The organism is Chitinolyticbacter meiyuanensis (genome assembly GCF_008033135.1).
In the GTDB taxonomy this organism is placed as follows: Bacteria; Pseudomonadota; Gammaproteobacteria; order Burkholderiales; family Chitinibacteraceae; genus Chitinolyticbacter; species Chitinolyticbacter meiyuanensis.
In genome coordinates this window covers 295,319-316,452 of record NZ_CP041335.1, presented here as the reverse complement: position 1 = coordinate 316,452, position 21,134 = coordinate 295,319, and the positions used below count along the sequence as shown (strand labels likewise).

The window sequence follows — 21,134 nt, the reverse complement described above, 5'->3', positions numbered from 1 at the left end:
CGCAACTCCCTATTTCCACAGAAACGGTGGGTAGGCATCCAGATCGCCGCGCAGGTGGCGCGCCAGCAACTGGGCCTGAATGGCGGGGAACAGCCCCAATTCGACTTTTTCGTCGAGAAAGGCATGCAGCATGCTTTCGCGCTTGCGCTCCTGATACGCCACCAGCACGGTCTTGCGGGCGTCGTCTTTCAGTAGCACGGCACCGTTATCCATCTGGCGAAAATCACGCTCATTCAGCTGGCGGCGGTTGAGCAGCGACAAGGCCAGACGGTCAGCCAGCACCGGGCGGAATTCTTCCACCAGATCGAGTGCGAGGCTGGGCCGGCCTGGCCTGTCGCGGTGCAGGAAGCCAACGGCTGGATCAAGGCCGACGCTTTCCAGTGCCGAGCGGCAATCGTGGGTTAGCAGGGTGTAGAGGAAGGACAGCAAGGCATTGACCGCGTCACGTGGCGGGCGCCGGCTGCGGCCGCCAAAGCGCAGGGCGGGGTGATCGACGCGGATCAAATGGTCGAACACGGCAAAGTACGATTGCGCGGCCTCACCCTCCAGGCCGCGCAGCACGTCGAGTTGCGGTTCGAGCCACAGCTTGTCGGCGATCCGCGCCAGGCGCCGATGCGCCTGTTCCAGCTCGGCCCGCGCCGGTTCCGCCAGCTTATCGCCGTGATCACGCAAGGCCCGGCCCAGCACGGCGCGCTGGTTATGCACCTTGCCAATCAGCAGATGACGCACGATGGCGGCGCAACCCGCCGCGTCGTCGCTGCGCCGATATTGTTCGCGCCGCAGCAGCACGTTACCGGAGACCGGGCCTTCGACCCGCGCCAAAAACTTGCCGTTGGGGCTGAGATAGCTGACGCAGATGCCCTGTTCGGCGCAGAAACCAAGCAGCGGTGGCGAGACCAGTACGCGGCCGATGCAGACCAGGCCTTCCAGCATGTGTACCGGCAGGCGCCCACGTTCCTCGCCTTCTACCTCCATCACGATATTGGCGCCATCCTTGCGCAGCCAGGCACCCTCGGTGGTCACATACAGCGTGTTCAACTGGCGCCGCATTCAATCCTCCCATTGCTGCCGCAGCCAAGCCGACACCGGCTTGCGCCGACCCAGCAGCTTGGGCTGGCACAAGTCGATCAGCGAACAGGCGTCGCAGCGCCGTGGCTGATAGTCGGCCGACGGCGTGCGGCCTTGCTCGAACAGCGCCTTCGTCGCCGTGATGATGTTCAATGTGAGGTCACGCAACGCGGCATCGAACAGTACGACCTGCCGCCGCCGCGTCTGGCCATAGAACAAGGCGCCTTCTGGCACGGGTCGGCCGAGCATGGCTTCCAGGCACAGCGCCTGCGCGCACAATTGCACCTCATCGACCCGGTGCGCCTTGGGCTTGCCACGCTTGTATTCCACCGGATAGGCCTGCTCGCCATCGACCGCGGCGTGAAACTCCACTACATCCGCCACCCCGGCGACACCCAGCGCCGGCGCCTGCAAGGGCATGGCGGTAACAGTGCGCACGCCACGCCGCTTTTCCACCGCCGGGGTATCGGCACGCTCATGCAGGACGCGGCCCTCGGCGGTGTGTCGGTTTTCGGCCCACAGCTGCTCCACGTGGATCAGCGCACATTGGCGCGGGCAGTACAAATAGTGCTGCAAGGCGGAAAGCGGGATCAGGTCGTCGGCGAGGTCCATGGTCCCGCTCCGCTGCGGCTTACAGCAGTTCCTGCACCGTCACGCCGGCCGGCACTGCGGCGGCATTGACCTCGACGCGGTAGTCGGCAAAGCCGCGCGCCGGGGTGTCGGTTTCGCCATTTACGCGAGTGACGCTCACCGCCTCGAACAGCTTGTGCGCCGGCGCATTGCCCATGGCATGGTCGTGCTTGAACACGATCAACTTGCGCGCTGCCATTTCCCCGCGCGCGGCCGAGCGGTCGTGCTCGAACATATTGCTCAGCGCGCGCCACAGCAGTTGCAGGTCATCATCGGAAAAGCCGGTACGCTCGGCGAGCTTGGCCGAAATGAAGCCATGGGCGCGATACAGGCCATAGGGCACGATGTGCTTGCGACCCATGGTGCGTTCCTTTTCCAGATCCTTCTCATTGGTGACCGCCATGCGGGTGATCGACACCTCCAGCGGCACCACCGGGTCAATGGAGGTGGCAAACGCCAGCTGGATCGGGCCGCGCACCTGGCCGGCGTTGATTTCGGTGGTCATCACCGCACCGAACGCGCGCACATCGAAGAAGTTCTTGCACATCCAAGCCGTGAGCTCCTGCGCTTTGGCTTCGTCCTTCGGCAATCTCTTGTATGCGTCCTTTGCATCGGGCGGCAGCTCAAGCGCTTCCCATGCAAGCTTGTGCTGGTTATTCAGCACCGACTTTTCCTGCATGTAGATTGCATAGCCTTGCTCTGGTTTGCCAGCTTGCTCTTTTTCCAAAGCAACATAGTTGCGCAGCTTGCGCTTCAGGCACACGTCGGTCACCAGGCCCTGGTTGGTTTCCGGATCAAGGCGCGGCAGGTTGCCGGCATCCGGGTCACCGTTGGGGTTGCCGTTGGTCACGTCGAACAGGTAGACGAATTCGTAGCGGTTGGCGATGGCAGTCATGGCAGGTTCCTTATTCGGCGATTTCATCATCGGTGGCATCGGAGCCACCCTTGGCTTTGAAGCGGTCTTGGGTCTGGTGGTAGTAGCCGATGGCAAAGTGGCCCTGTGCCTCCAGCCGCAGGCTGCGCGGGAAGGCGTTGCCGAGGCCATCGACGATCTGGCCGATGCTGGCTTCAAGCGTGACCGCCAGCCCCGGCTTGTCCTTGCGCAGCCGGGAGAGGTGGTGCTGGACATTACGCAGCAGCATGGGGAACACGCTGGCCGGGGTGGCCGAGGCCGCGCCGTAGTAGCGGTCGCGGATGGTGGCGTTGATGTCCTTGCCCAGCGCGCTGCGCTGCGCGTTTTCCAGCTCGGCAAACAATCGGCCCAGCAGATAGCCGGGATCGGTGTTGGTTTTGTCCAGACTCACGGGTAGCTCCAGGTTGATGCCGGCAACGCCCAGGCGTTGGTCACGCACGAGCACGGCTTTGCACAGCGCCACGCGCACGCCGGAGATGTCGCCGTCGGCGCGCATGCGCATGATCAGATTGGTCAACAGGCTGCGCGGGTAGCGGCAGCCGGTCAGGATGGCGCGGGTCAGCTCGCCGGCCAGTTGCGGCGGAATGTTCTCGGCCTTGCCCTGCGCCGCCGTGGCATAGAGCAGGCGCCATATCGCCGGCTCGCTGCGCCACGGCAGCGGTTGCAGTTCCAGGTCGCGGAAGTGTTCGGCCAGCCGGCGCGCCATTTCGTCCAGTCGCCCGGTATGCCAGAAGCGGATCGACAAGCGCGATGCATTGGGCGCCAGCCCGAGCACGAACAAGCGCGTGTCGTCGTCCAGATTCAGCCCCAGTTCGCGCAGTGGGCGGCCCTTGGCCACCGCATCGAGCACGCTGCGCAGCTTGGCGGTTTCTCCCGCGTCATCGGCTGGCGGATCAAACAGGCTGGCAAAGGTGAATTCGGCGACCTCGGCCTGCGCCGCCGTGGCCGCCTGCGCCCAGAACACCACCGTGGTATCACCGATCTGCAAGCGCTGCCGGTTGTGCTCGTCGCGGCGCAGCAGGTGATTGAGCACGGTGGTGTAGGCAAAGGCTGCCAGTTCGGACACCGGCGCGTTTTCACCCTGCGATTTGCCGTAGGAGGTGAACGATTCCAGGTTGAACGACACGATGGATGCGCCGGAACTCTGTGCGCCGTTGACCCCCTTGATCGCCGGGTGCAACCGCGCCAGCGGTGCATGTTCTCCGGTGACCAGGCAGCGACCCGATGCCGCGTCGCCATCGGCCAGCATGCGAGCGCGCAGTTGCTGTGCCGCCGCTGTTTCATGCACATACTGGCGCTCGCCATCGAGGCGGAACACCACATTGGCGTCGAGCAAACCTTCCTGAATGGCCGGCGGGAAGTCGGCAAAGCGCTCGGGGGTCCAGTTGCGCAGGAACAGCTGCACCGCGCGCAAACCCGGATCGTCGCTATCGGCCAGCCATTGCTCATGCAAGGTCTTGAACGCGGCATGCTCATCGGCAGTGCGCGGGCTGACCTTGGCGCTGACGCCGAGCACGTAACTGGTTTTGTCCCACAGAAAGTTGGATTTGATGCCGACCGTGCGTTTTTCCGGCTGCGGCACCGTCAATGCGGTCGGCAGAAGCTTCTTGCCATTGGTATCGCGGATGTCGTGCGGCGCATCGACCAGTTCGCCATCGGCATTCAGCAGCAAGGCGTAGCTGATCTTCTCGGTGCTGAAGCCAAAGCGTGGCACCTGGTCCTGTGCCGCTAGACGCTGGTAGTAGTCGTTCAGCGCGGTCAGCATCATGCGGCGGCCTCCTCGAACGGCGGCACCGTGATCCAGCCCTGATCCATCGCGGCGCGGAAGAAGCGTGGCGTCATGCCATCGGCAAAATCGATGTCGTGCAGCATCCAGCCCAGATCGCGTGCTTCCAGCAGGCTGGTATGCGGCTGCGGCAGGGCGTCATCGCTCTCGATCAGCTCGAAATGCGCGGCGAATTCGCGCGTGCCAAGGCAAGGCGCTTGGAAGTACTGGCCCTTGCGGGCGCGGCGGTTGAAGATATCGAGGTGCTTGCCCTCGCTATCGTCCGGCCCGGCCTTGGGCGTCAACTCGAAGTGCGCCTCGATCACATAGGCCACATCGCGTAGCACGGTGGCGGCGCGTTGCTGGCGGTCTTCATCGACCAGCGCCACCAGCCCATCGGTACGCCCGGCCTTCATCGCCTTGGCCGCGCTGGCGGCCGACAGCTTGCCGCCCACCTCGTTGCGGCGGATCGATTCGAAGCGGATCGGCTTCACCACCAGAATGCGATCGACCACCCAGCGGATGGCCGGCTTCCAGTGAATCGCCTCCAGGATGCCGCGGGCGGCCGATGGCGTGATCACGTCGTACGAGACACGCTCCACTTTCATCTCAGGCCGGGTAAAACAGGCACGCTCGCCCCAGACGTGTAATCGGATGCCGTAAGTCATCGTCCTCCCCTTTGGGTTATCAATTGGCCCAGACCAGCCGGTCCGCCTGGATGAAGGCCGGGTTCTCCCAGCTCAAGCCAAAGCAGTCGTCGTACAGATCCGGGTTCACCAGTTGCATGAACTGCTCGCCAAAGCGCTCCGGCTGCACCGGCTGAATGGCGCCAGCGTTGCGCAGCGCCTGGTAGCCGGCGCGCGGCAGTTGCACCAGATACGGTTGCAAGCGGCGGGCGATGCCGCCGCAGCCTTCGGCGTATTCGAGCTCGCGCAGCGCTGTGCGGGCGGTGTCGTCGAACGGCACGATCACCGGCAACTGAGCTGATTCGATCATGCGAAACTTGCTCGCCAGCAATTCGTACGGCAGACCGGCGAGCTTGCCGGCTTCGATGGCACCGAGCAGGCCGTGCGCATCGAGCTCGGCTTCGCCCTTCTGCCAGTACAGCTGCGTGAAATAGGCCTTAATCGCGGCCTGGCTCAGCGGCACAGCGCCGTGACGGCGCAGCACCTCGCGCGTGGTCTGGGCAAATTGCGTCAGCTCGGGTGGCGGCGCCCAATCCGGATTGTCGGTGGCAAAGATCAGCACCTCGCTGTCGGCAGCGTTGCGCCGGCCTTCGCGGTTGCAGCGCCCTGCCGCCTGCGCAATCGAATCGAGCCCAGCCTCGGCGCGCAGCACGATCGGGAAATCGACATCGACACCGGCTTCGATCAGCGACGTGGCCACCAGCCGGCACGGCCGGCCCGCCTTCAGATCGGCGCGGATGTCCGCCAGCACCGCGCTGCGATGTTTGGCGCACATCAACGTGGTGAGATGGCGCGCGCCGGGCTCGTCGGCAATCGCATCGAACAGGGCACGGGCATGCCTGCGGTTGTTGACGATGCACAGCGCCTGCTCGCACGTACGCAGCATCTCCGCGAGAGCGGCATCGACGAGCACACCGACATGCCGGACAGTCACACGCTCCAGTTGCCGGAACAGCTGCTCCGGATCCGGTGCAAGCTCGGTGACTTTTTCAAAGCCACCCACAAAGTCCTCGCAATGCAGCGCCGGTTGCGTGGCGGTGCATAGCACCACGCTGCTGCGGTAATTGCGCGCCAGTTCATCGAGCGCGGCCACGCACGGGCGCAGCAGCTTCAGCGGCAAGGTTTGTGCCTCGTCGAGAATGACCACGCTGCCGGCAATGTTGTGCAGCTTGCGGCAGCGCGCAGGCCGGTCGGCATACAGGCTTTCGAAGAACTGCACCGAGGTGGTAACGACGATGGGGTAATCCCAGTTTTCCATCGCCAAACGCAATTTCTTATCAGACTGGTAATAGTCAGGATCATCACGCCGTATCGGTTCGACAAAAGCACTGTGGTGCTCCAGCACCGCCGCTTCGCCCAGCTCACCGAACGCATCGCGAAACACGGCGGCGGTCTGCTCGACGATGCTGGTAAACGGGATGACGAAAATCACCCGGCGCAGGCCATGGGCAATGGCGTGGTCGAGCGCGAAGGCCAGCGAGGCCAGTGTCTTGCCGCCACCGGTGGGCACCGTCAGTGAGAACACCCCCGTCGGATCAGCCGCGTGGCTGCGCACGCCGGCGAGGATTTCGCCACGTAAGCGGTTGACGGGAGTATCGGTCTTGAAGCTGGCGAGCCTGTGGTTCAGGCGCTCGCGCAATGCACTCAAAGCCACCGCACTGCCGCGCGGTGTGGGTTGGCGACGTTCAACCTTTTGGTAGAACGCTTCGGTATCGATGAAATCGGCGTCGACCAGACAGGAAAACAGCATCCGCCCCAGAAACGCCAGCTGAAACTGCCCGCGCGCCTGATTCGGCTTGAAGCCATCCGATGGTGCCAACGGCGTGGCAGGCAGGGCGATGTCTTGCTGCCACTGCGGGTTCAACTCGGGCAGCGGTGCGCGCAGGCGATCCTGCAGGCTGGTGCGTTCGGCGGTGTCGCGGCCATTGGCAAGGCCAGCGTGGTGGCCGGCAATGCCGTAGGCGAGCAGCGTGCCCAGCGACCCGAAGCGCTCGACCGCGATTCTGGCGCCCCAGGTGGCATGATCGACCCGCGCGCCGCCGCATAGCCGCAGCTGGAATTCAGCGGTGTATTTGCCCAGATCGTGCAGCAGGCCGGCAATCTGCCCCAGCGGTTTCGCCCCGAACACTGCCGCGTAGCTGCCAGCCAGGTCGCCCACGCCACGCAAATGCTCGGTGAGAAGCTGCCAATCCTGACGATCAGCTCGCTCGGTGGAGTGCGCAAAGAAAGCAAAATCAGCATGCATTGCCAATATCCAGACATCATTGACTGAAAAAAATTAACACACAAGTCAGTTATTGATTTGTTTTGGGTCAGAAGTTGTTGCTTTCATCGCGCGCAGCGGCTTGCACAGCGCACCATGCGATACTGCGCGCTCATCCCTGCCGTCAGCCCAATCCATGTCGCTCGCCACCTACACCGCCGTATTCACCAATCGCCGCATGGCGGCCGTGCTGCTGCTCGGCTTCGCTTCCGGCCTGCCGCTGGCGCTGACCGGCCAGGCGATGCAATCGTGGCTGACCAGCGACGGGCTCGATCTCAAGACCATTGGCCTGCTGGCGCTGGTGGGCATGCCGTACACCTACAAATTCCTGTGGGCGCCACTGATGGACCGCTTCGAGCTGCCGGGGCTGGGGCGGCGCAAGGGCTGGTTGCTGATCACCCAGCTGGCGCTGGGGGTATTGCTGCTGGCCATGGCCGGGCTGCAGCCTGGGGCGCACACGGGCACCTTTGCGTTGTTTGCATTGGGCGTCGCGTTTTTCTCGGCCTCACAGGATGTGGTGGTCGATGCCTACCGCGTTGATGTCAGCCATGACGATGAACGCGGCGCGGCGGCGGCGGTCGGGGTGCTGGGCTACCGGTTGGCGATGCTCACCTCGGGCGGGCTGGCCTTCCTGATGGCGGAGGCCATCGGCTGGGGCCGTACCTATGCGCTGCTTGGTGGCTTGATGCTGGGGCTGGCTGCCGTCGTTCAGCTGATCGCTCCCCGGCTGGCCTACCACGCCAATCATTCGGCCAGTGAATTCGTACGCTTCATCGTCACGCTGATGTTGCTGCTGGCCGCCGCCGTGGCCGCCGCGTGGTGGTGGCCAGGGGCATTTGCACCACTGGCCGCCGTGGCCGCCGCCCTGCTGGTCAACGCGCTGATCGGTTCGCGGCTGTTTGGTGAGTGGCGCCACCTGAACGGCTTTCTGGCCATGTTGGCCGGGGCATGGCTCGGCTTCATGCTGGCTCAGCAAGGCCTGATCGCGCTGGGCCATCTGGCCGGCTGGGCGGATTTCGGGCCAGACAGCGAGAACAACTGGACCGGCCTCTTGTTCGTGCTGGCCGAGATCGGTGGCGCAGTACCAATGGCGCTGTACGGCGCCAAGCTCGCACGCTTCGAATTGCTGATCTCGCCGATGCAGCAGTACTTCCGCCGCGAATATGCCTGGGCTTTTTTGCTGCTGATCGTGCTCTACAAGCTAGGTGACGCCTTTGCCGGCGTGCTGAGCGTGGCCTTCCTGCAGCAGGGTGTGGGTTTCAGCCTGGGTGAGATCGGCGTGGTCAACAAGATCGTCGGCATGGTGGCCACCATCGTTGGCGGCATTGTCGGCGGACTGTTGATGGTGAAGCTGCGGCTGTACCGCTCCTTGCTGGCGTTCGGCGTATTGCAGATTGCCTCGAACGTCGGCTACTGGGCACTTGCCCTCTATGGCAAGGGGGCGCTCGGCAGCGTGCACCTGCCATTGCCGGAAGAGCTGCTGCAGGTGTTCCGTACCGGCAAGGGCTGGGACGGTAGCCTCGATGTATTGCTGGGCGTATCGATGACGCTGGAAAACCTGGCCGGCGGCATGGGTACGGCGGCGCTGGTGTCGCTGCTGATGGCGCTGTGCAACCGCGAGGCCAGCGCCACCCAGTATGCGCTGCTGTCGGCGTTGTCGGCGGTGGGACGCGTGTATGTGGGGCCCACGTCGGGGTATCTGGTCGATTCGCTGGGCTGGGTGCATTTCTTCGAGCTATCAATGCTGGTCGGCGTGCCGGGGATGCTGCTGCTTTGGCGCATGCGCCGGCAGGTGGAATGGCTGGATGCCCCGAGGGTGAGCTGAGGGCGTGGGGACGACTACGCTCGCGGGGAATCACGCTGTGGCCGGCAAGCGCCCGCGAACTGCCGGATAAATCCCTCTAACCCCGAGCTCTGCCCCCTGCGGGCACCGTGACCGGGGGACAGTTGCACCAGCTTGAATCCGCACTCCACCTTGCAATGTTCATGACCTGAACGTTGGACACCGCAGCGAGTTTGAAGACTTCCCCCTTCACCAAGCGCCGAGGGAATGGAGCGAGACCTGAGGCTCGCGACTGACCGAGGGCAGCCCGGAGGGCCGCAAGGTGCGGGGCCGCCTTTGGGGTGAAGGGGGATTTGGCGGAGCAAATCCCCCTTCCCGGCCGCGGGGCGGAATCCCGCTCAAGGCATTTAGCCGCGCCGCAGGCGCTGCACTCGCATTGTCTTCAAATCCGAATCGAACCGAAAACCTGTAGACACAGAGCACACCGAGGGCACAGAGAACACGGAGAAAACCAAAGGTAAGCCGGGTTCTCTCTGTGTTCTCCATATTTACTCTGTGCGCTCTGTGTCTACAGGTTTGGGGGTTCAACCCCGCCACACACGCCGAGGATCGAACCCTGTCGCCAGCGCCGTGCCCACCAGCACCAGCGCGGCACCCGCCAGCGTGTTGTGGCCGATGGTCTCGCCCAGCAGCAGCACACCCCACAGCACGCCAAACACCGGAATCAGGAAGGTGACAGTGAGCGCGGAGGCCGGGCCGATGTCCTGCACCAAGCGGAAGTACAGCAGGTAGGCCATGCCAGTGCAGAACACGCCGAGCGCCAGCACGGCGCATACTGCCAGCGGCGTCGGCACCACCGGCGCGGGCTGCCACGCCAGCAGCGGCAGGATGGTGAAGCTGGCGGCCCACATGCTGCCATGGGCAGCGGCGAATGGCGGCACATCGGCGGCGTGCCGTTTGCTGTAGCTGCTGGCAATCGCGTAGCACAGGGTAGCGCTGAGTACGGCCATGATGGCCCAGCCGGCACCAGGCTGGCTGGTGGCGGCATCGAGGCCCACCAGCACGGTAACGCCGACCACGCCCAGCAGCAGGCCGCAGGCCGATTTCAGCGTTGGCTTCACTCCCAGCCATACCGCCGCCACCAGCGCACCCCAGATCGGCGCGGTGGCATTGAGGATGGACATCACCGATGCGGTCAGCTGGCGGGCAGCGAAGCCGTAGCACAGGAAAGGCAACGCGGTATTGAACAGGCCCAGGATCAGATAGTGTCGCCAGTGCGCCCGCTGCAGCGCCACCCGGCGCAGCAGCAAGGCCACCAGCGCGAGGAACACGGCGCCGACCACGATGCGGCCCACCGCCGGGATCACCGGGCCCAGCGCCGGCACCGACACGCGCATGAACAGGAACGACGCGCCCCAGATGGCAGCGAGCAGGATCAGGCGCAGGGCAGAGGCAGCGTTCATGGCAGGGTCCGGCAATCGGGAGGGCAGGATGCCCGATGCGCCCGTAGCGCGCTTCCCGTTTCCTGGCAGCTTGGTCCACCGCCAGGCCAACCGCCAGCCACAGTCGGCGCGATGGCGCGCCGGATCAGATCGCCCGTTCGCTCAGTGAGAGCGCATGCCGCCAGGCCGGCTTCACCTGGTAGAGCTGCGCCGGGCGGTGCGCATTGCCGCTGGAGAACGCGCCGGGGATGGCTTCGAGCACGTCGAGCTCATCCATCTTGCGGCGAAAGCTCACCTTGTTCAGCGGCTCGCCGAGCAGCGCCTCGTACACCGCCTGCAGCTGCGGCAACGTGAACGGTTCCGGGCACAGGTGCACCGGCAGCGAGGAATAGCTGCTCTTGTTGCGCACGCGCTCGGCCGCCGCCGCAACGATCTGCGCGTGATCGAACGGCAGACCACGCAGATCATCCACCGGGCACAGCGCAGCGTCGGCTGCTTCAGTCACCAGCGTATCGGGCACCAACGCGTAGTACGCCACACTGATCGACCAGCCACGCGGATCGCGTGCCGGCCCGCTGAAGGTGCCAAGCTGCTCCAGGAACGGGCTGTGCACGGCGGGTTTATCGCGCAGCACGCGCAGGGCCGCATCACGGGTATCGCGGTCACTGTCGGTGTGCACATAGCCGCCCGGCAGCGCCAGCATGCCGGCGTAGGGATCACGCTCACGCCGGTGCAGCAGCACCTGCAGCGCCCCCTCGCGCAGCGTCAGCAGCACCACGTCCACCGTGCAGATCACATCGCCCATCTCGTTGCCAGCCAGTTAGATCGGAACATAAACTAACTCAATGGTCATTGTTTTACCACCTCCACGGAATAAACAAAGACTAAGCTATTGCCCGGTTTCGCTGGAACGAATAATTAGTTGCAAAAATAAACTAAGTAAATTACATTGGAATCACACCCCCGCCGACAGAGGCCCGCCATGCGCACCCACCTGCTCATCATCGATCCGCAAAACGATTTCTGCGATCTGCCGCCCGCCTTCCGCCCGGCCAATCCGCTGGCTGCAGGCGAGCACCTTGCACCGGCCCTGCCGGTGGCTGGTGCCCATGCCGACATGCTGCGGCTGGCAAAGCTGATCGATACGGTAGGCAGCCGGCTCGATGCGATCACCATCACGCTCGATTCGCACCAGCGGCTCGACATCGGCCACCCCACGTTCTGGCAGCAAGCCGATGGCAGCGCGGTGGCGCCGTTCACCGCGATCAGCGCCGCCGAGGTGGAAAGCGGCCGCTATCGGCCACGCGATGCCACCGCGGCCAACCGGGTGCTGGCCTACCTGCGCGAGCTGGAAGCCAAGGGCCGCTACACCCACATGGTATGGCCGGTGCACTGCGAGATCGGCAGCTGGGGCCATGCCGTGCACGACAGCCTGCGCGCCGCCTACAACCGCTGGGAGGAGCGCGAGCTGAAGATCGTGGCCAAGGCAGTGAAGGGCACCAACCCGTGGACCGAGCACTACAGCGCAGTCGAAGCCGAAGTGCCGCTGGCGGACGATGCCAGTACCAGCACCAACGCCGCCTTGGTCGCCGCGCTCGATACGGCCGATGTCATCCTGATCGGTGGCGAGGCGGGCAGCCACTGCGTGAAAGCCACCACCGAGCATCTGGTGGCCAGGCTACCCGATGGCGCAGCGCGGCTGACACTGCTGACCGACTGCATGAGCGCCGTCGGCGGCTTCGAAGCGCAGTACCGCGATTTCCTCGCCGACATGCAGGCGCGTGGCGCACGGCTCGCCACCAGCGAGCAGATCGCGGCAGAATGCTTGGTGTAAGCCAGATGCAACATCGGGCGATAATCCCGCCCAACTCTTAAAGACTGAGGAACCGAGATGAACGCCCCCGTCGTGCGCAGCCTGCTGGAAAACGACCTCTACAAGTTCACCATGTGGCAGGCATTGCTGCATCGCCAGCCCGGCGCCATGGCCGAGTACGCCTTCGTCTGCCGCAATACGCCGGCCTTCCCACTGGCTGAACTGAAGGCAGAGGTGGAGGCCGAGCTCGATGCGCTGTGTGCGATGCAGTTCGCCCAGGACGAACTGGACTACCTGCGCGGCCTGCGCTTTATCAAGGGCGATTTCGTCGACTTCCTCACCGTATTCCGCTTCCAGCGCCACTTCGTTTCGGTGGAAACGGCTGGCGACACGCTGCAGATCGTCGCCCGTGGCCCGCTGGTGCACGTGATGGGCTTTGAGATCTTCGTGCTCTACATCGTGAACGCGCTGTACTTCCGCCGCCTGGGCGACAGCGACGCGGTGCTGGGCGAAGCGCGGCAACGGCTCACCGCCAAGATCGCCACGCTGCAGGCCGCCGCACCGGAACTCGCCGCCAGCGGTGATTTCCCCTTCATCGCCTTCGATTTCGGCCTGCGCCGCCGCTACTCGGCCGAGTGGCACGATGAAGTGGTGGAAACGCTGACGCGCGACGTGCCGCAGTTCGTGCGCGGCACCTCCAACGTGTATCTGGCCAAGCGCTACGGCATCACGCCGATCGGCACCATGGCGCACGAATACCTGCAGGCCTATCAGGCCTTCGGCTCGCGGCTGCGCGATTTCCAGAAATCTGCGCTGGAAGGCTGGGTGCAGGAATACCGTGGCGACCTTGGGATTGCGCTGACCGACGTGGTCGGCATGGATGCCTTTCTTGGCGACTTCGATCTCTACTTCGCCAAGCTGTTCGACGGCCTGCGCCACGATTCGGGCGATCCGGTTGCCTGGGGCGAGAAGGCCATTGCCCACTACGAAGCACTGCGCATCGATCCACGCGTGAAGCAGCTGGTGTTCTCGGACGGCCTCACCATCGAAAAGGCGCTGGCGCTACACCACCACTTCCGCGGCCGCATCCGCACCAGCTTTGGCATCGGCACCAATCTGAGTAACGACACCCCCTTGAAGGCACTGAACATCGTGATGAAGCTCACCCACTGCAACGGCCAGCCGGTGGCCAAGCTCTCCGACGCGCCGGGCAAGACGCTGTGCGAGGACCAGACTTTTCTCGCGTATTTGCGGCAGGTTTTTAATCACACGGCGAGTTAGGCCAAATCTAGGAGCAAGTTGTGATTGTATTGAATCCAAAAGAACTAGAAAAAGCACTGCAAGAGCGTCAAAAAATTCTTAACGCTCCAGAAGCTGGTGCAACAATCTGGCGCTACTATTCACTCGATAAATTTCTAAGTCTAATAACATCGAAAAGGCTATTCTTTTCCTCCGCGCCGAGCTTCGAAGACCCTTTTGAGGGGGATTATGGTGAACGTGCAAAAGAGAGTATAAGAAGTCAATATGGGAACGGGCAATATTTACAAGACCTCGAAGTCTACCGCTTCTTAAGACCTCATACATATGTTTCATGCTGGTATGAAGATGAATATGAATCTTTTGGAATGTGGAAAGTTTATGGAGAAGGGGTTGCTGTTAGAACCCAATTTGGAAACATACACAAACTACTTACTTGGTCTGAGAGCGAAATTAAACAAGCCGGCCGAGTAAACTACATTGACTATAAAACAGATCACATTAATGTAGATTGCTCCTATTTACCTTACTTTTTTAAACGCAAATCCTTTGCACATGAACGTGAAGTACGTTTTTTAATTCAAGAATATCGCCCGGATTGGGATGACTACCCCAAACCTTTACCTGGAAAATCAATAGATCTTGATCTCAACAACGATATTCAAGAATTTGTTATAAGCCCTACAATGCCATTACATGTATGTGACGCAATCGAAAAAATTATCCAGCAAGCAGGATTAACAGTGCCCGTGCGTCGCTCTGTTTTACTAAACAAACCTATATGGTGATTACAAATAATATTTTTGGCCTGAAGTAGAACATGTCTCGCTATTCTCTGAATCAGCTCGATACTTAACCGGATATCGCTATGCTGCGCATCACCGTAGCCCAGATCAATCCCACCGTCGGCGACTTCGCCGGCAATCTCGCACTGATGCGCGCCGCAGCCGAAACGGCGCAGCGCGATGGTGCCGAGCTGGTGGTGTTTCCCGAGCTGTCGCTCACCGGTTATTACCCCGGCGATCTGCTCGACGAGCCGGCGTTTCTGGCCGCCATCGACACGGCGCTGGCCGAGCTGCTGGCCGCCAGCCACGTCACGCCGGGACTCAACTGGGTGATCGGCACGCCGACCCGCCGCGAGGGGCCGGGCAAGCCACTGTTCAATAGCCTGCTGGTGATCGCCGACGGGGAAGTGCGGCTGCAGTACGCCAAACAGCTGCTGCCCACCTACAACATCTTCGATGAGCGCCGCCATTTCGAGCCGGGGCCGGATGCCAACCGGGTGCTGCGCATCGGCCCGTGGCGCATCGGCTTTCTGATCTGCGAGGACGGCTGGAACGACGATGGCCGCGACTATGCGGTGAACCCGTTCCAGCGGCTGGCCGAGGCGGCGCCGGATCTGGTGGTGTCGATCAACGCCAGCCCGTCCAACATCGGCAAGCGCGAGCAGCGCCACCAGCTGTTCACCGCCGCCAGCCGGCGCCACGATCTGCCGCTGCTGTATGTGAACCAGGTCGGCGGGCAGGACCAGCTGGTGTTCGATGGCGCCTCCTTCGCCGTCACCCCGCAGGCCGGCGTGGTGTTCGAGGCCGAACGCTTTGCCGAGGACATCCGCACGCTGGGTTTCGACGGCACGCATTTTGTGGCCAGCGATGGCGCCGCGCTGCCCGCAGTCGATCCGGCTGGGCTGCCGGTGATGGCGTTCTACCGCCAGCAGATTGTGCTGGGCCTGCGCGACTACGCGCGGCGTTGCGGCTTTTCCCGTGCCGTGGTCGGCTGCTCCGGCGGCATCGACAGCGCACTGACGCTGGCGCTGGCGGCCGAGGCGCTCGGCGCCGCCAACGTCACCGCCATCACCATGCCGTCACGCTTTTCCAGCGCTGGCAGCGTCGACGATTCGGTCACGCTGTGCCGCAACCTCGGTGTGCAGCTGATCGAGCACCCGATCCGCGATATGGTCGATGCCTTTGCCGGTAGCTTTGCCACCGCCTTCGGTGCGCCGCTGGCCGGCCTGCCACTGGAAAACCTGCAGGCGCGGGTGCGCGGCACGGTGCTGATGGAATATTCGAACAGCTACGGCCACCTGCTGCTCACCACCGGTAACAAGAGCGAGATCTCGGTCGGCTATTGCACACTGTATGGCGATACCAATGGCGGGCTGGGGCTGATTGGCGACTTGTACAAGACGGAAGTGTTCGCGCTGAGCCGCCATCTGAACGAAGCCGCCGGCCGCGAGCTGATTCCGCTCGCCATCATCGAAAAGGAACCGTCCGCCGAACTGGCGCCCCGCCAGCGCGACACCGACAGCTTGCCGCCTTACCCGGTGCTCGATGCACTGCTCAAAGTGCTGATCGAGGGCGCAAGACTGGGCCACGACGAGAGAGCAAAGGTCGAGGCCGAGTACGCGCGGTTGACCGCCGATGCGGCAGGCCAAGCGCTGGTGGCACGGATACGCGGCATGATCGCCCGCAATGAATACAAGCGGCGCCAGGCGCCACCGATCCTGCGGCTGCGCGCCCGCGCCTTTGGCAGCGGCCGGCAGATGCCCATCACCGCCCACCACCTGTTCTGATTGGACCAGCCATGAGCCACGATTTCGATTGCGCGGTGCTGATCGGCCGCTTCCAGCCCTTCCACCTGGGCCATGCCGCGCTGCTGGCCGAAGCACTGCGCCGCGCACCGCAAGTGGTGGTGGTGCTCGGTTCCGCACACCGCGCACGCGATGCCAAGAACCCGTTCAGCTGGCAGGAACGCGCCGCAATGATTGCCGCCACGCTGAGCGAGGCCGACGCGGCCCGCGTGCGCTTCGCCCCGGTGCGCGACTACTACGACGATGGCCGCTGGACTGCCGCCGTGCGCAGCGCGGTCGATGGCGCTGCGCCGCCGCGCCGCGTCGCGCTGATCGGCCATGCCAAGGATGCATCGAGCTACTACCTGCAGCGTTTCCCCGGCTGGACGCTGCTGCCGCTACCGGCCCAGGGCGAGCTCGATGCCACCAGCGTGCGGCAGATCTATTTCGGCGTGGACGACGACGCAGCCGCCGATGCGCTGCTGGCCACGCTGGTGCCACCCGCCATCGCCGGCTACCTGAAAGGCTGGCGCGTGCTGCCGGCGTTCGGCCCGCTGTGCGCCGAGCACGCGGCGCTGATCGCCAGCTGCAAGCGCTGGGGCAGCGGCCCCTTCATCACCGTCGATGCGGTGGTCGAAATCGCGGGCCATGTGCTGCTGGTGGAGCGCAAGCACGCGCCGGGGCAAGGATTGTGGGCGCTGCCCGGTGGCTTTCTCGATGGCCGCGAACGGCTGCTGCAGGGCGCGATCCGCGAGCTGCGCGAGGAAACCGGTTTGGCGCTGCTGGACAGCACGCTGGAAGCCGCGCTGCGTGATGTAGCGGTGTTCGACCACCCCGATCGCAGCCTGCGCGGCCGCACCATTACCCACGCCCATCACTTCGTCATCGCCATGGAGCGCCTGCCCGAAGTGGCCGGCAGCGACGATGCCGCTGCCGCACGCTGGGTGCCAGTGGCTGAACTCGCGGCGATGGAAAATCGATTTTTCGAGGACCATTTCCATATCCTTGATCACTTCCTCGATCTGACCGCCGGGGCATGATCGATTGCCACGACGCGGCATCGGGCTTCGCTTCAACACTGACGACAACATGAAAAACGACATCGCGGATGCAATCACCGCATTCATCGCCCGACATCACCATGCCGATTTGCTGGAAGCCATGGTCGATACCAGCAACGGCGTGCCGTATTTGAATCTTTGGGCCTGGCATATCCAGCAGGGCAAGCAGTTCGGCGATGCCATGCAGAACGTTGCCGAAAGCGGGGACTGGGGATATCTGGCCGACATCGTCGATGAAGCCGGCAGTTCAACATTCAGCATCGCGCTGGACAGCGTCTATCCGGATTGGCCAGATGCGCTGGATCACGGCGACAACAGCCTGATTGATGTTTTGCACGCCGCCGCGCGTGCGTTGCCGGAACGCACGGTGTGCATGTTTCACCATATCGATGCCTGGCCTCCAGTGGATGTGCGCAGCGGGCAAGAGATGGATTTTTCATAACACCCGCCAGAACACGCTCGCCCTTGCGCGAGCACCGCATCGCGCATTCATCAACCACCTTCAAGCAAACCTTCATGTCGCTGCTCGCCCCACTACTCGAACCCGTTACCACCGTACTCGGCATGCCGCTGTCCATCGGCGATCTCGCCGGCTTTGCCACAGGCCTTATCTGCGTGTGGCTGACCACGCGCTCGCATATCGCCAACTTCCCGGTTGGCATCGTCAATTGCGTGATCCTGGGCTTGGTGTTCGTCGAGCTGCGGCTGTTCTCCGATGCCGGGCTGCAGATCGTGTTCATCACCATGGGCCTGATCGGCTGGCGGGCGTGGCTACGGCATGGCGGTGATGCCACAGAGTTGCCGGTGTTCCGCTCCAGTGGACGCGAATGGCTGTTGCTGGCACTCACCGCAGCCCTCGTCACGCTGCTGCTGTGGCAGCTGATGCTGTGGGCCAAGGGCAGTGCGCCGCTGATGGATGCATTGATCACCGCAATGAGCCTGTGCGCGCAATGGCTGCTGAACCAGCGCCGCCGTGACAGCTGGCTGTGGTGGATCGCGGTCGATGTAGTGTCGATCCCGCTCTACTTCAGCCGCGGCCTGCCGCTGATCGCCATCCTCTACGCGGTGTTCCTGCTGCTGTGCATCCGTGGCTGGTTCGCCTGGAACAAGCCACAGCCAGCCGGGGCGGCGGCGTGAATCGCGTTCAATTCCAGCATGGCCTGGTGATCGGCAAGTTCTATCCGCCGCACCTGGGGCACCTCTATCTGATGCGCACCGCCGCCCGGCATTGCCGGCAGGTGACGGTGGCGGTGCTGGGCGCGTCGGTCGAATCAATCTCGATTGCCGATCGCGTCGCCTGGTTGCGCGAATGCCTGGCAGATCTGCCCAACGTGTGCGTGGTCGGTGCGCTCGACGATGTGCCGGTGGATTACCACGATGCGGCGATCTGGGATGCGCACGTCAGCATCATGCGTTGGGCGGTGAGCGAGGGTGCGGCGGCCGATGTCGCCGTCGATGCGGTGTTCACATCGGAAAGCTACGGTAGCGAGCTGGCACGGCACTTTGGCGCGACATCGGTCTGCCTTGATCCGCAGCGGGCGCTGCATCCGGTATCCGGCACGGCGGTGCGCGCCGACCTCGCCGCGCACTGGTGGCAACTGCCGGCGCCGGTGCGTGCCGGGCTTGCAATGCGGGTGACCGTGGTCGGTGCCGAATCGACCGGCACCACCACGCTGGCTCGTGATCTCGCCATGGCGCTGCAAGCGCGCGGCGGTGCCTGGACGGCAACGCGCTGGGTAGCGGAGTATGGCCGCGAGTACAGCCAGAACCTGCTGGCGCTGGCGCGCGCACGCGATCCCAAAGCGCGACCGCAGGACGTGCACTGGCAGGCGGACGATTTCGCGCTGATCGCGGCCGAGCAGACGTGGCGCGAAAACGCAGCCGCGCGCGAGGGCGGGCCGGTGCTGGTGTGCGATACCGATGCACTCGCCACCTGTATATGGCATGAGCGCTATCGCGGTTTGCGTCATCCGGGGGTCGAGGCGATCGCCGCCGCCATGCCGCCGCGCCAGCTCTACCTGCTGACCGACCACGCCGGCGTGCCGTTCGAGGATGACGGCCTGCGCGATGGCGAAACGCTGCGACCGTGGATGACGCAACGCTTTGCCGATGTTCTGGCCGCACAGCCGGTGCCATGGCTACGGCTCGTCGGTGATCGGCAAACACGCTTGGCCCAGGCGCTGGCCGCGGTCGATGCGGCTTGGCAACGGCACAGCCGGTTCACGCTGCCGCTGGAACAACGCGTCACCGCCTGAACGGCATCCAATGAAAAAGGGGCGCCGCGGCGCCCCTCGGCGATGAAGCCGTTCCCTCAGTGGCGGCCGAGGAACTTGGCCATGTCGGTCTTCATGTTTTCCGAGTGGGTGCCGAACACCGCCTGCACGCCGTTGCCGACCACCATCACGCCGGCCGCGCCCATCGCCTTGAGCTTGGCCTGATCGACCTTGCCGATGTCGGCCACCGCGATGCGCAGCCGGGTGATGCAAGCATCCAGGCTCTGGATGTTGTCGCCGCCACCGAAGGCGGACACCAGCTCGCGGGTGCGATCGTCGCCCACGCTGCTGGCAAGCTCGGCCTCGATCACGCCGGTTTCGTCATCCTCGCGGCCGGGGGTCTTGAGGTTGAGCCTGGTGATGGCGAAGCGGAACACGCCGTAGTAGATCGCCGCGTAGATCGGGCCGAGGATGAACACCAGCCACCAGTTCTGCGCGTTCTTGCCAAAGGCGTTGAACAGCAGGAAGTCGATGCCCCCCTGCGAGAAGGTGAAGCCCATGTGCATGTCCAGCGTGTTGGCCACGAACTGGGTCGAGGCAGCGAGCACGGCATGGATCACGTACAGCACCGGCGCGACGAACAGGAAGGAGAACTCGATCGGCTCAGTGATGCCGGTGAGGAAAGAGGTGAGCGCGGCCGAGATCATGATGCCGCCCACCTTCACCCGGTTTTCGGGCTTGGCACTGTGCCAGATGGCAATTGCTGCAGCTGGCAGGCCGAACATCTTGAACAGGAAGGCGCCAGCAAGCACGCCGGCGGTGGGGTCACCGGCGAAGAAGCGATTGATGTCACCACGCACCACCTTGCCGGCGGCATCGGTGAAGCTGCCCATCTCGAAGAAGAACGGCACGTTCCAGATGTGGTGCAGGCCGAACGGGATCAGCAAGCGCTCGACAAAGCCGTACACCGTGGCTGCGGTGCGCGGGCTGCTGTATGCGGCCCAGTGCGAAAACGCCTCGATACCGTTCTGGATCGGCGGCCAGACGATGGACAGCGCCACGCCGACGAAGATCGCCGCCACGCCAGTAACGATGGGCACGAAGCGCTTGCCGGCGAAGAAGCCAAGATATGGTGGCAGCGAGATGCGATAGTACTTGTTGAACAGCGTTGCTGCCACGCCGCCGATGATGATGCCGCCGAACACGCCGGTTTCCATCGACTTCATGCCCATCACGGTGGCGGGCTCGATGCCCCACACCGTGGCCATCACCCCCATGGTGGCGATCATCACCACGAAGCCAACCACGGCGGCAATCGCGGCCACGCCATCGTTCTCGGTCAGGCCCAGCGCCACGCCGACGGCGAAGATGATCGGCAGGTTGCCGAAGATGGCGCCGCCGCTCTGTGCCATTACCTGCGATACGGCATCGGGGATGAAGGAGAAATTGGATGCACCAATACCGAGCAGCAGGCCAGCCACCGGCAACACCGCCACCGGCAGCATCAAGGCCTTGCCTATCTTCTGCAGCACCGCAAAGGCTTGCTTGAACATGATCTGACTCCCATCAGCTTGATTTGGAGCGGATGATCCGCGCGCAGGGCGCGGCTTACTATCAGGTGTTCGTACTAGCGGGGCAGGTTTCGTTTGCGCTGGATCAAGCGTGCTGCAT

18 protein-coding genes are annotated in these 21,134 nt (G+C 63.7%); 9 read left to right on the top strand and 9 right to left on the bottom strand.

Translation table 11 applies throughout. The annotated features are described in order from the left end of the window. Window positions 1–9: 9 nt before the first annotated feature. From cas1c to cas3, 6 genes are read right to left on the bottom strand one after another with little or no spacing between them, the layout of a single operon-like run. Entirely contained in the window at window positions 10–1,050 is a 1,041-nt protein-coding gene (gene cas1c, locus FLM21_RS01350; RefSeq protein ID WP_148713843.1) for a type I-C CRISPR-associated endonuclease Cas1c, read from the bottom strand. After that, on the bottom strand, window positions 1,051–1,680 hold the full coding sequence (gene cas4 / locus FLM21_RS01345) for a CRISPR-associated protein Cas4 (RefSeq protein WP_148713842.1): 630 nt from the start codon (window positions 1,678–1,680) through the stop codon (window positions 1,051–1,053). It lies immediately after the preceding gene. A 19-nt stretch (window positions 1,681–1,699) separates the two neighbouring features. Further along, complete coding sequence (gene cas7c, locus FLM21_RS01340) at window positions 1,700–2,593, bottom strand: type I-C CRISPR-associated protein Cas7/Csd2 (RefSeq protein ID WP_148713841.1); 894 nt, start codon at window positions 2,591–2,593, stop codon at window positions 1,700–1,702. 10 nt (window positions 2,594–2,603) lie between these two features. Continuing rightward, window positions 2,604–4,379 (bottom strand): type I-C CRISPR-associated protein Cas8c/Csd1, encoded by a 1,776-nt coding sequence (cas8c, locus tag FLM21_RS01335; protein ID WP_148713840.1) that lies wholly within the window; start codon window positions 4,377–4,379, stop codon window positions 2,604–2,606. Then, window positions 4,376–5,044, bottom strand: a complete 669-nt coding sequence (cas5c, locus tag FLM21_RS01330; protein WP_148713839.1) for a type I-C CRISPR-associated protein Cas5c — start codon at window positions 5,042–5,044, stop codon at window positions 4,376–4,378. The genes cas8c and cas5c overlap by 4 nt, the downstream gene beginning before the upstream one ends. 19 nt (window positions 5,045–5,063) lie before the next feature. Then, complete coding sequence (gene cas3, locus FLM21_RS01325) at window positions 5,064–7,307, bottom strand: CRISPR-associated helicase Cas3' (RefSeq protein ID WP_148713838.1); 2,244 nt, start codon at window positions 7,305–7,307, stop codon at window positions 5,064–5,066. A gap of 154 nt (window positions 7,308–7,461) precedes the next feature. On the opposite strand from cas3, the gene FLM21_RS01320 reads away from it, so the two are divergent. After that, the gene (locus FLM21_RS01320; protein WP_148713837.1) at window positions 7,462–9,150 is read left to right on the top strand and encodes an AmpG family muropeptide MFS transporter; all 1,689 of its coding nucleotides are present in this window, start codon (window positions 7,462–7,464) and stop codon (window positions 9,148–9,150) included. A gap of 542 nt (window positions 9,151–9,692) precedes the next feature. Here FLM21_RS01320 and FLM21_RS01315 read toward each other — a convergent pair. Both FLM21_RS01315 and FLM21_RS01310 read right to left on the bottom strand, forming a co-directional pair. Continuing rightward, the gene (locus tag FLM21_RS01315; RefSeq protein ID WP_148713836.1) at window positions 9,693–10,571 is read right to left on the bottom strand and encodes a DMT family transporter; all 879 of its coding nucleotides are present in this window, start codon (window positions 10,569–10,571) and stop codon (window positions 9,693–9,695) included. A 124-nt stretch (window positions 10,572–10,695) separates the two neighbouring features. After that, window positions 10,696–11,355, bottom strand: a complete 660-nt coding sequence (locus tag FLM21_RS01310; protein ID WP_148713835.1) for an NUDIX hydrolase — start codon at window positions 11,353–11,355, stop codon at window positions 10,696–10,698. Between the two features lie 177 nt (window positions 11,356–11,532). Here FLM21_RS01310 and FLM21_RS01305 point away from each other — a divergent pair, with 177 nt between their 5' ends. The 8 genes from FLM21_RS01305 (at window position 11,533) to FLM21_RS01270 (ending at window position 19,505) form a co-directional block, all read left to right on the top strand. Next, window positions 11,533–12,384, top strand: coding sequence for a cysteine hydrolase family protein (locus FLM21_RS01305; RefSeq protein ID WP_148713834.1), 852 nt, complete (start codon window positions 11,533–11,535; stop codon window positions 12,382–12,384). Window positions 12,385–12,441: 57 nt separating this feature from the next. Continuing rightward, on the top strand, window positions 12,442–13,644 hold the full coding sequence (gene pncB, locus FLM21_RS01300) for a nicotinate phosphoribosyltransferase (RefSeq protein ID WP_148713833.1): 1,203 nt from the start codon (window positions 12,442–12,444) through the stop codon (window positions 13,642–13,644). 20 nt (window positions 13,645–13,664) lie between these two features. Next, complete coding sequence (locus tag FLM21_RS01295; protein ID WP_148713832.1) at window positions 13,665–14,408, top strand: DUF2971 domain-containing protein; 744 nt, start codon at window positions 13,665–13,667, stop codon at window positions 14,406–14,408. Between the two features lie 80 nt (window positions 14,409–14,488). Next, entirely contained in the window at window positions 14,489–16,192 is a 1,704-nt protein-coding gene (locus FLM21_RS01290; protein WP_148713831.1) for an NAD+ synthase, read from the top strand. A gap of 11 nt (window positions 16,193–16,203) precedes the next feature. Beyond that, the gene (locus FLM21_RS01285; protein ID WP_148713830.1) at window positions 16,204–17,229 is read left to right on the top strand and encodes a bifunctional nicotinamide-nucleotide adenylyltransferase/Nudix hydroxylase; all 1,026 of its coding nucleotides are present in this window, start codon (window positions 16,204–16,206) and stop codon (window positions 17,227–17,229) included. A 49-nt stretch (window positions 17,230–17,278) separates the two neighbouring features. Further along, window positions 17,279–17,692 carry a hypothetical protein gene (locus tag FLM21_RS01280; protein WP_148713829.1) on the top strand — a complete coding sequence of 138 codons (414 nt, stop codon included), beginning with the start codon at window positions 17,279–17,281 and terminating at the stop codon, window positions 17,690–17,692. Between the two features lie 74 nt (window positions 17,693–17,766). After that, window positions 17,767–18,387 (top strand): nicotinamide riboside transporter PnuC, encoded by a 621-nt coding sequence (pnuC, locus tag FLM21_RS01275; RefSeq protein WP_148713828.1) that lies wholly within the window; start codon window positions 17,767–17,769, stop codon window positions 18,385–18,387. Then, window positions 18,384–19,505, top strand: a complete 1,122-nt coding sequence (locus tag FLM21_RS01270) for an AAA family ATPase (RefSeq protein WP_148713827.1) — start codon at window positions 18,384–18,386, stop codon at window positions 19,503–19,505. The genes pnuC and FLM21_RS01270 overlap by 4 nt, the downstream gene beginning before the upstream one ends. 56 nt (window positions 19,506–19,561) lie before the next feature. On the opposite strand, the gene ptsG is transcribed toward FLM21_RS01270, so the two are convergent. Beyond that, entirely contained in the window at window positions 19,562–21,016 is a 1,455-nt protein-coding gene (gene ptsG, locus FLM21_RS01265; protein ID WP_148713826.1) for a PTS glucose transporter subunit IIBC, read from the bottom strand. Window positions 21,017–21,134: the final 118 nt, after the last annotated feature.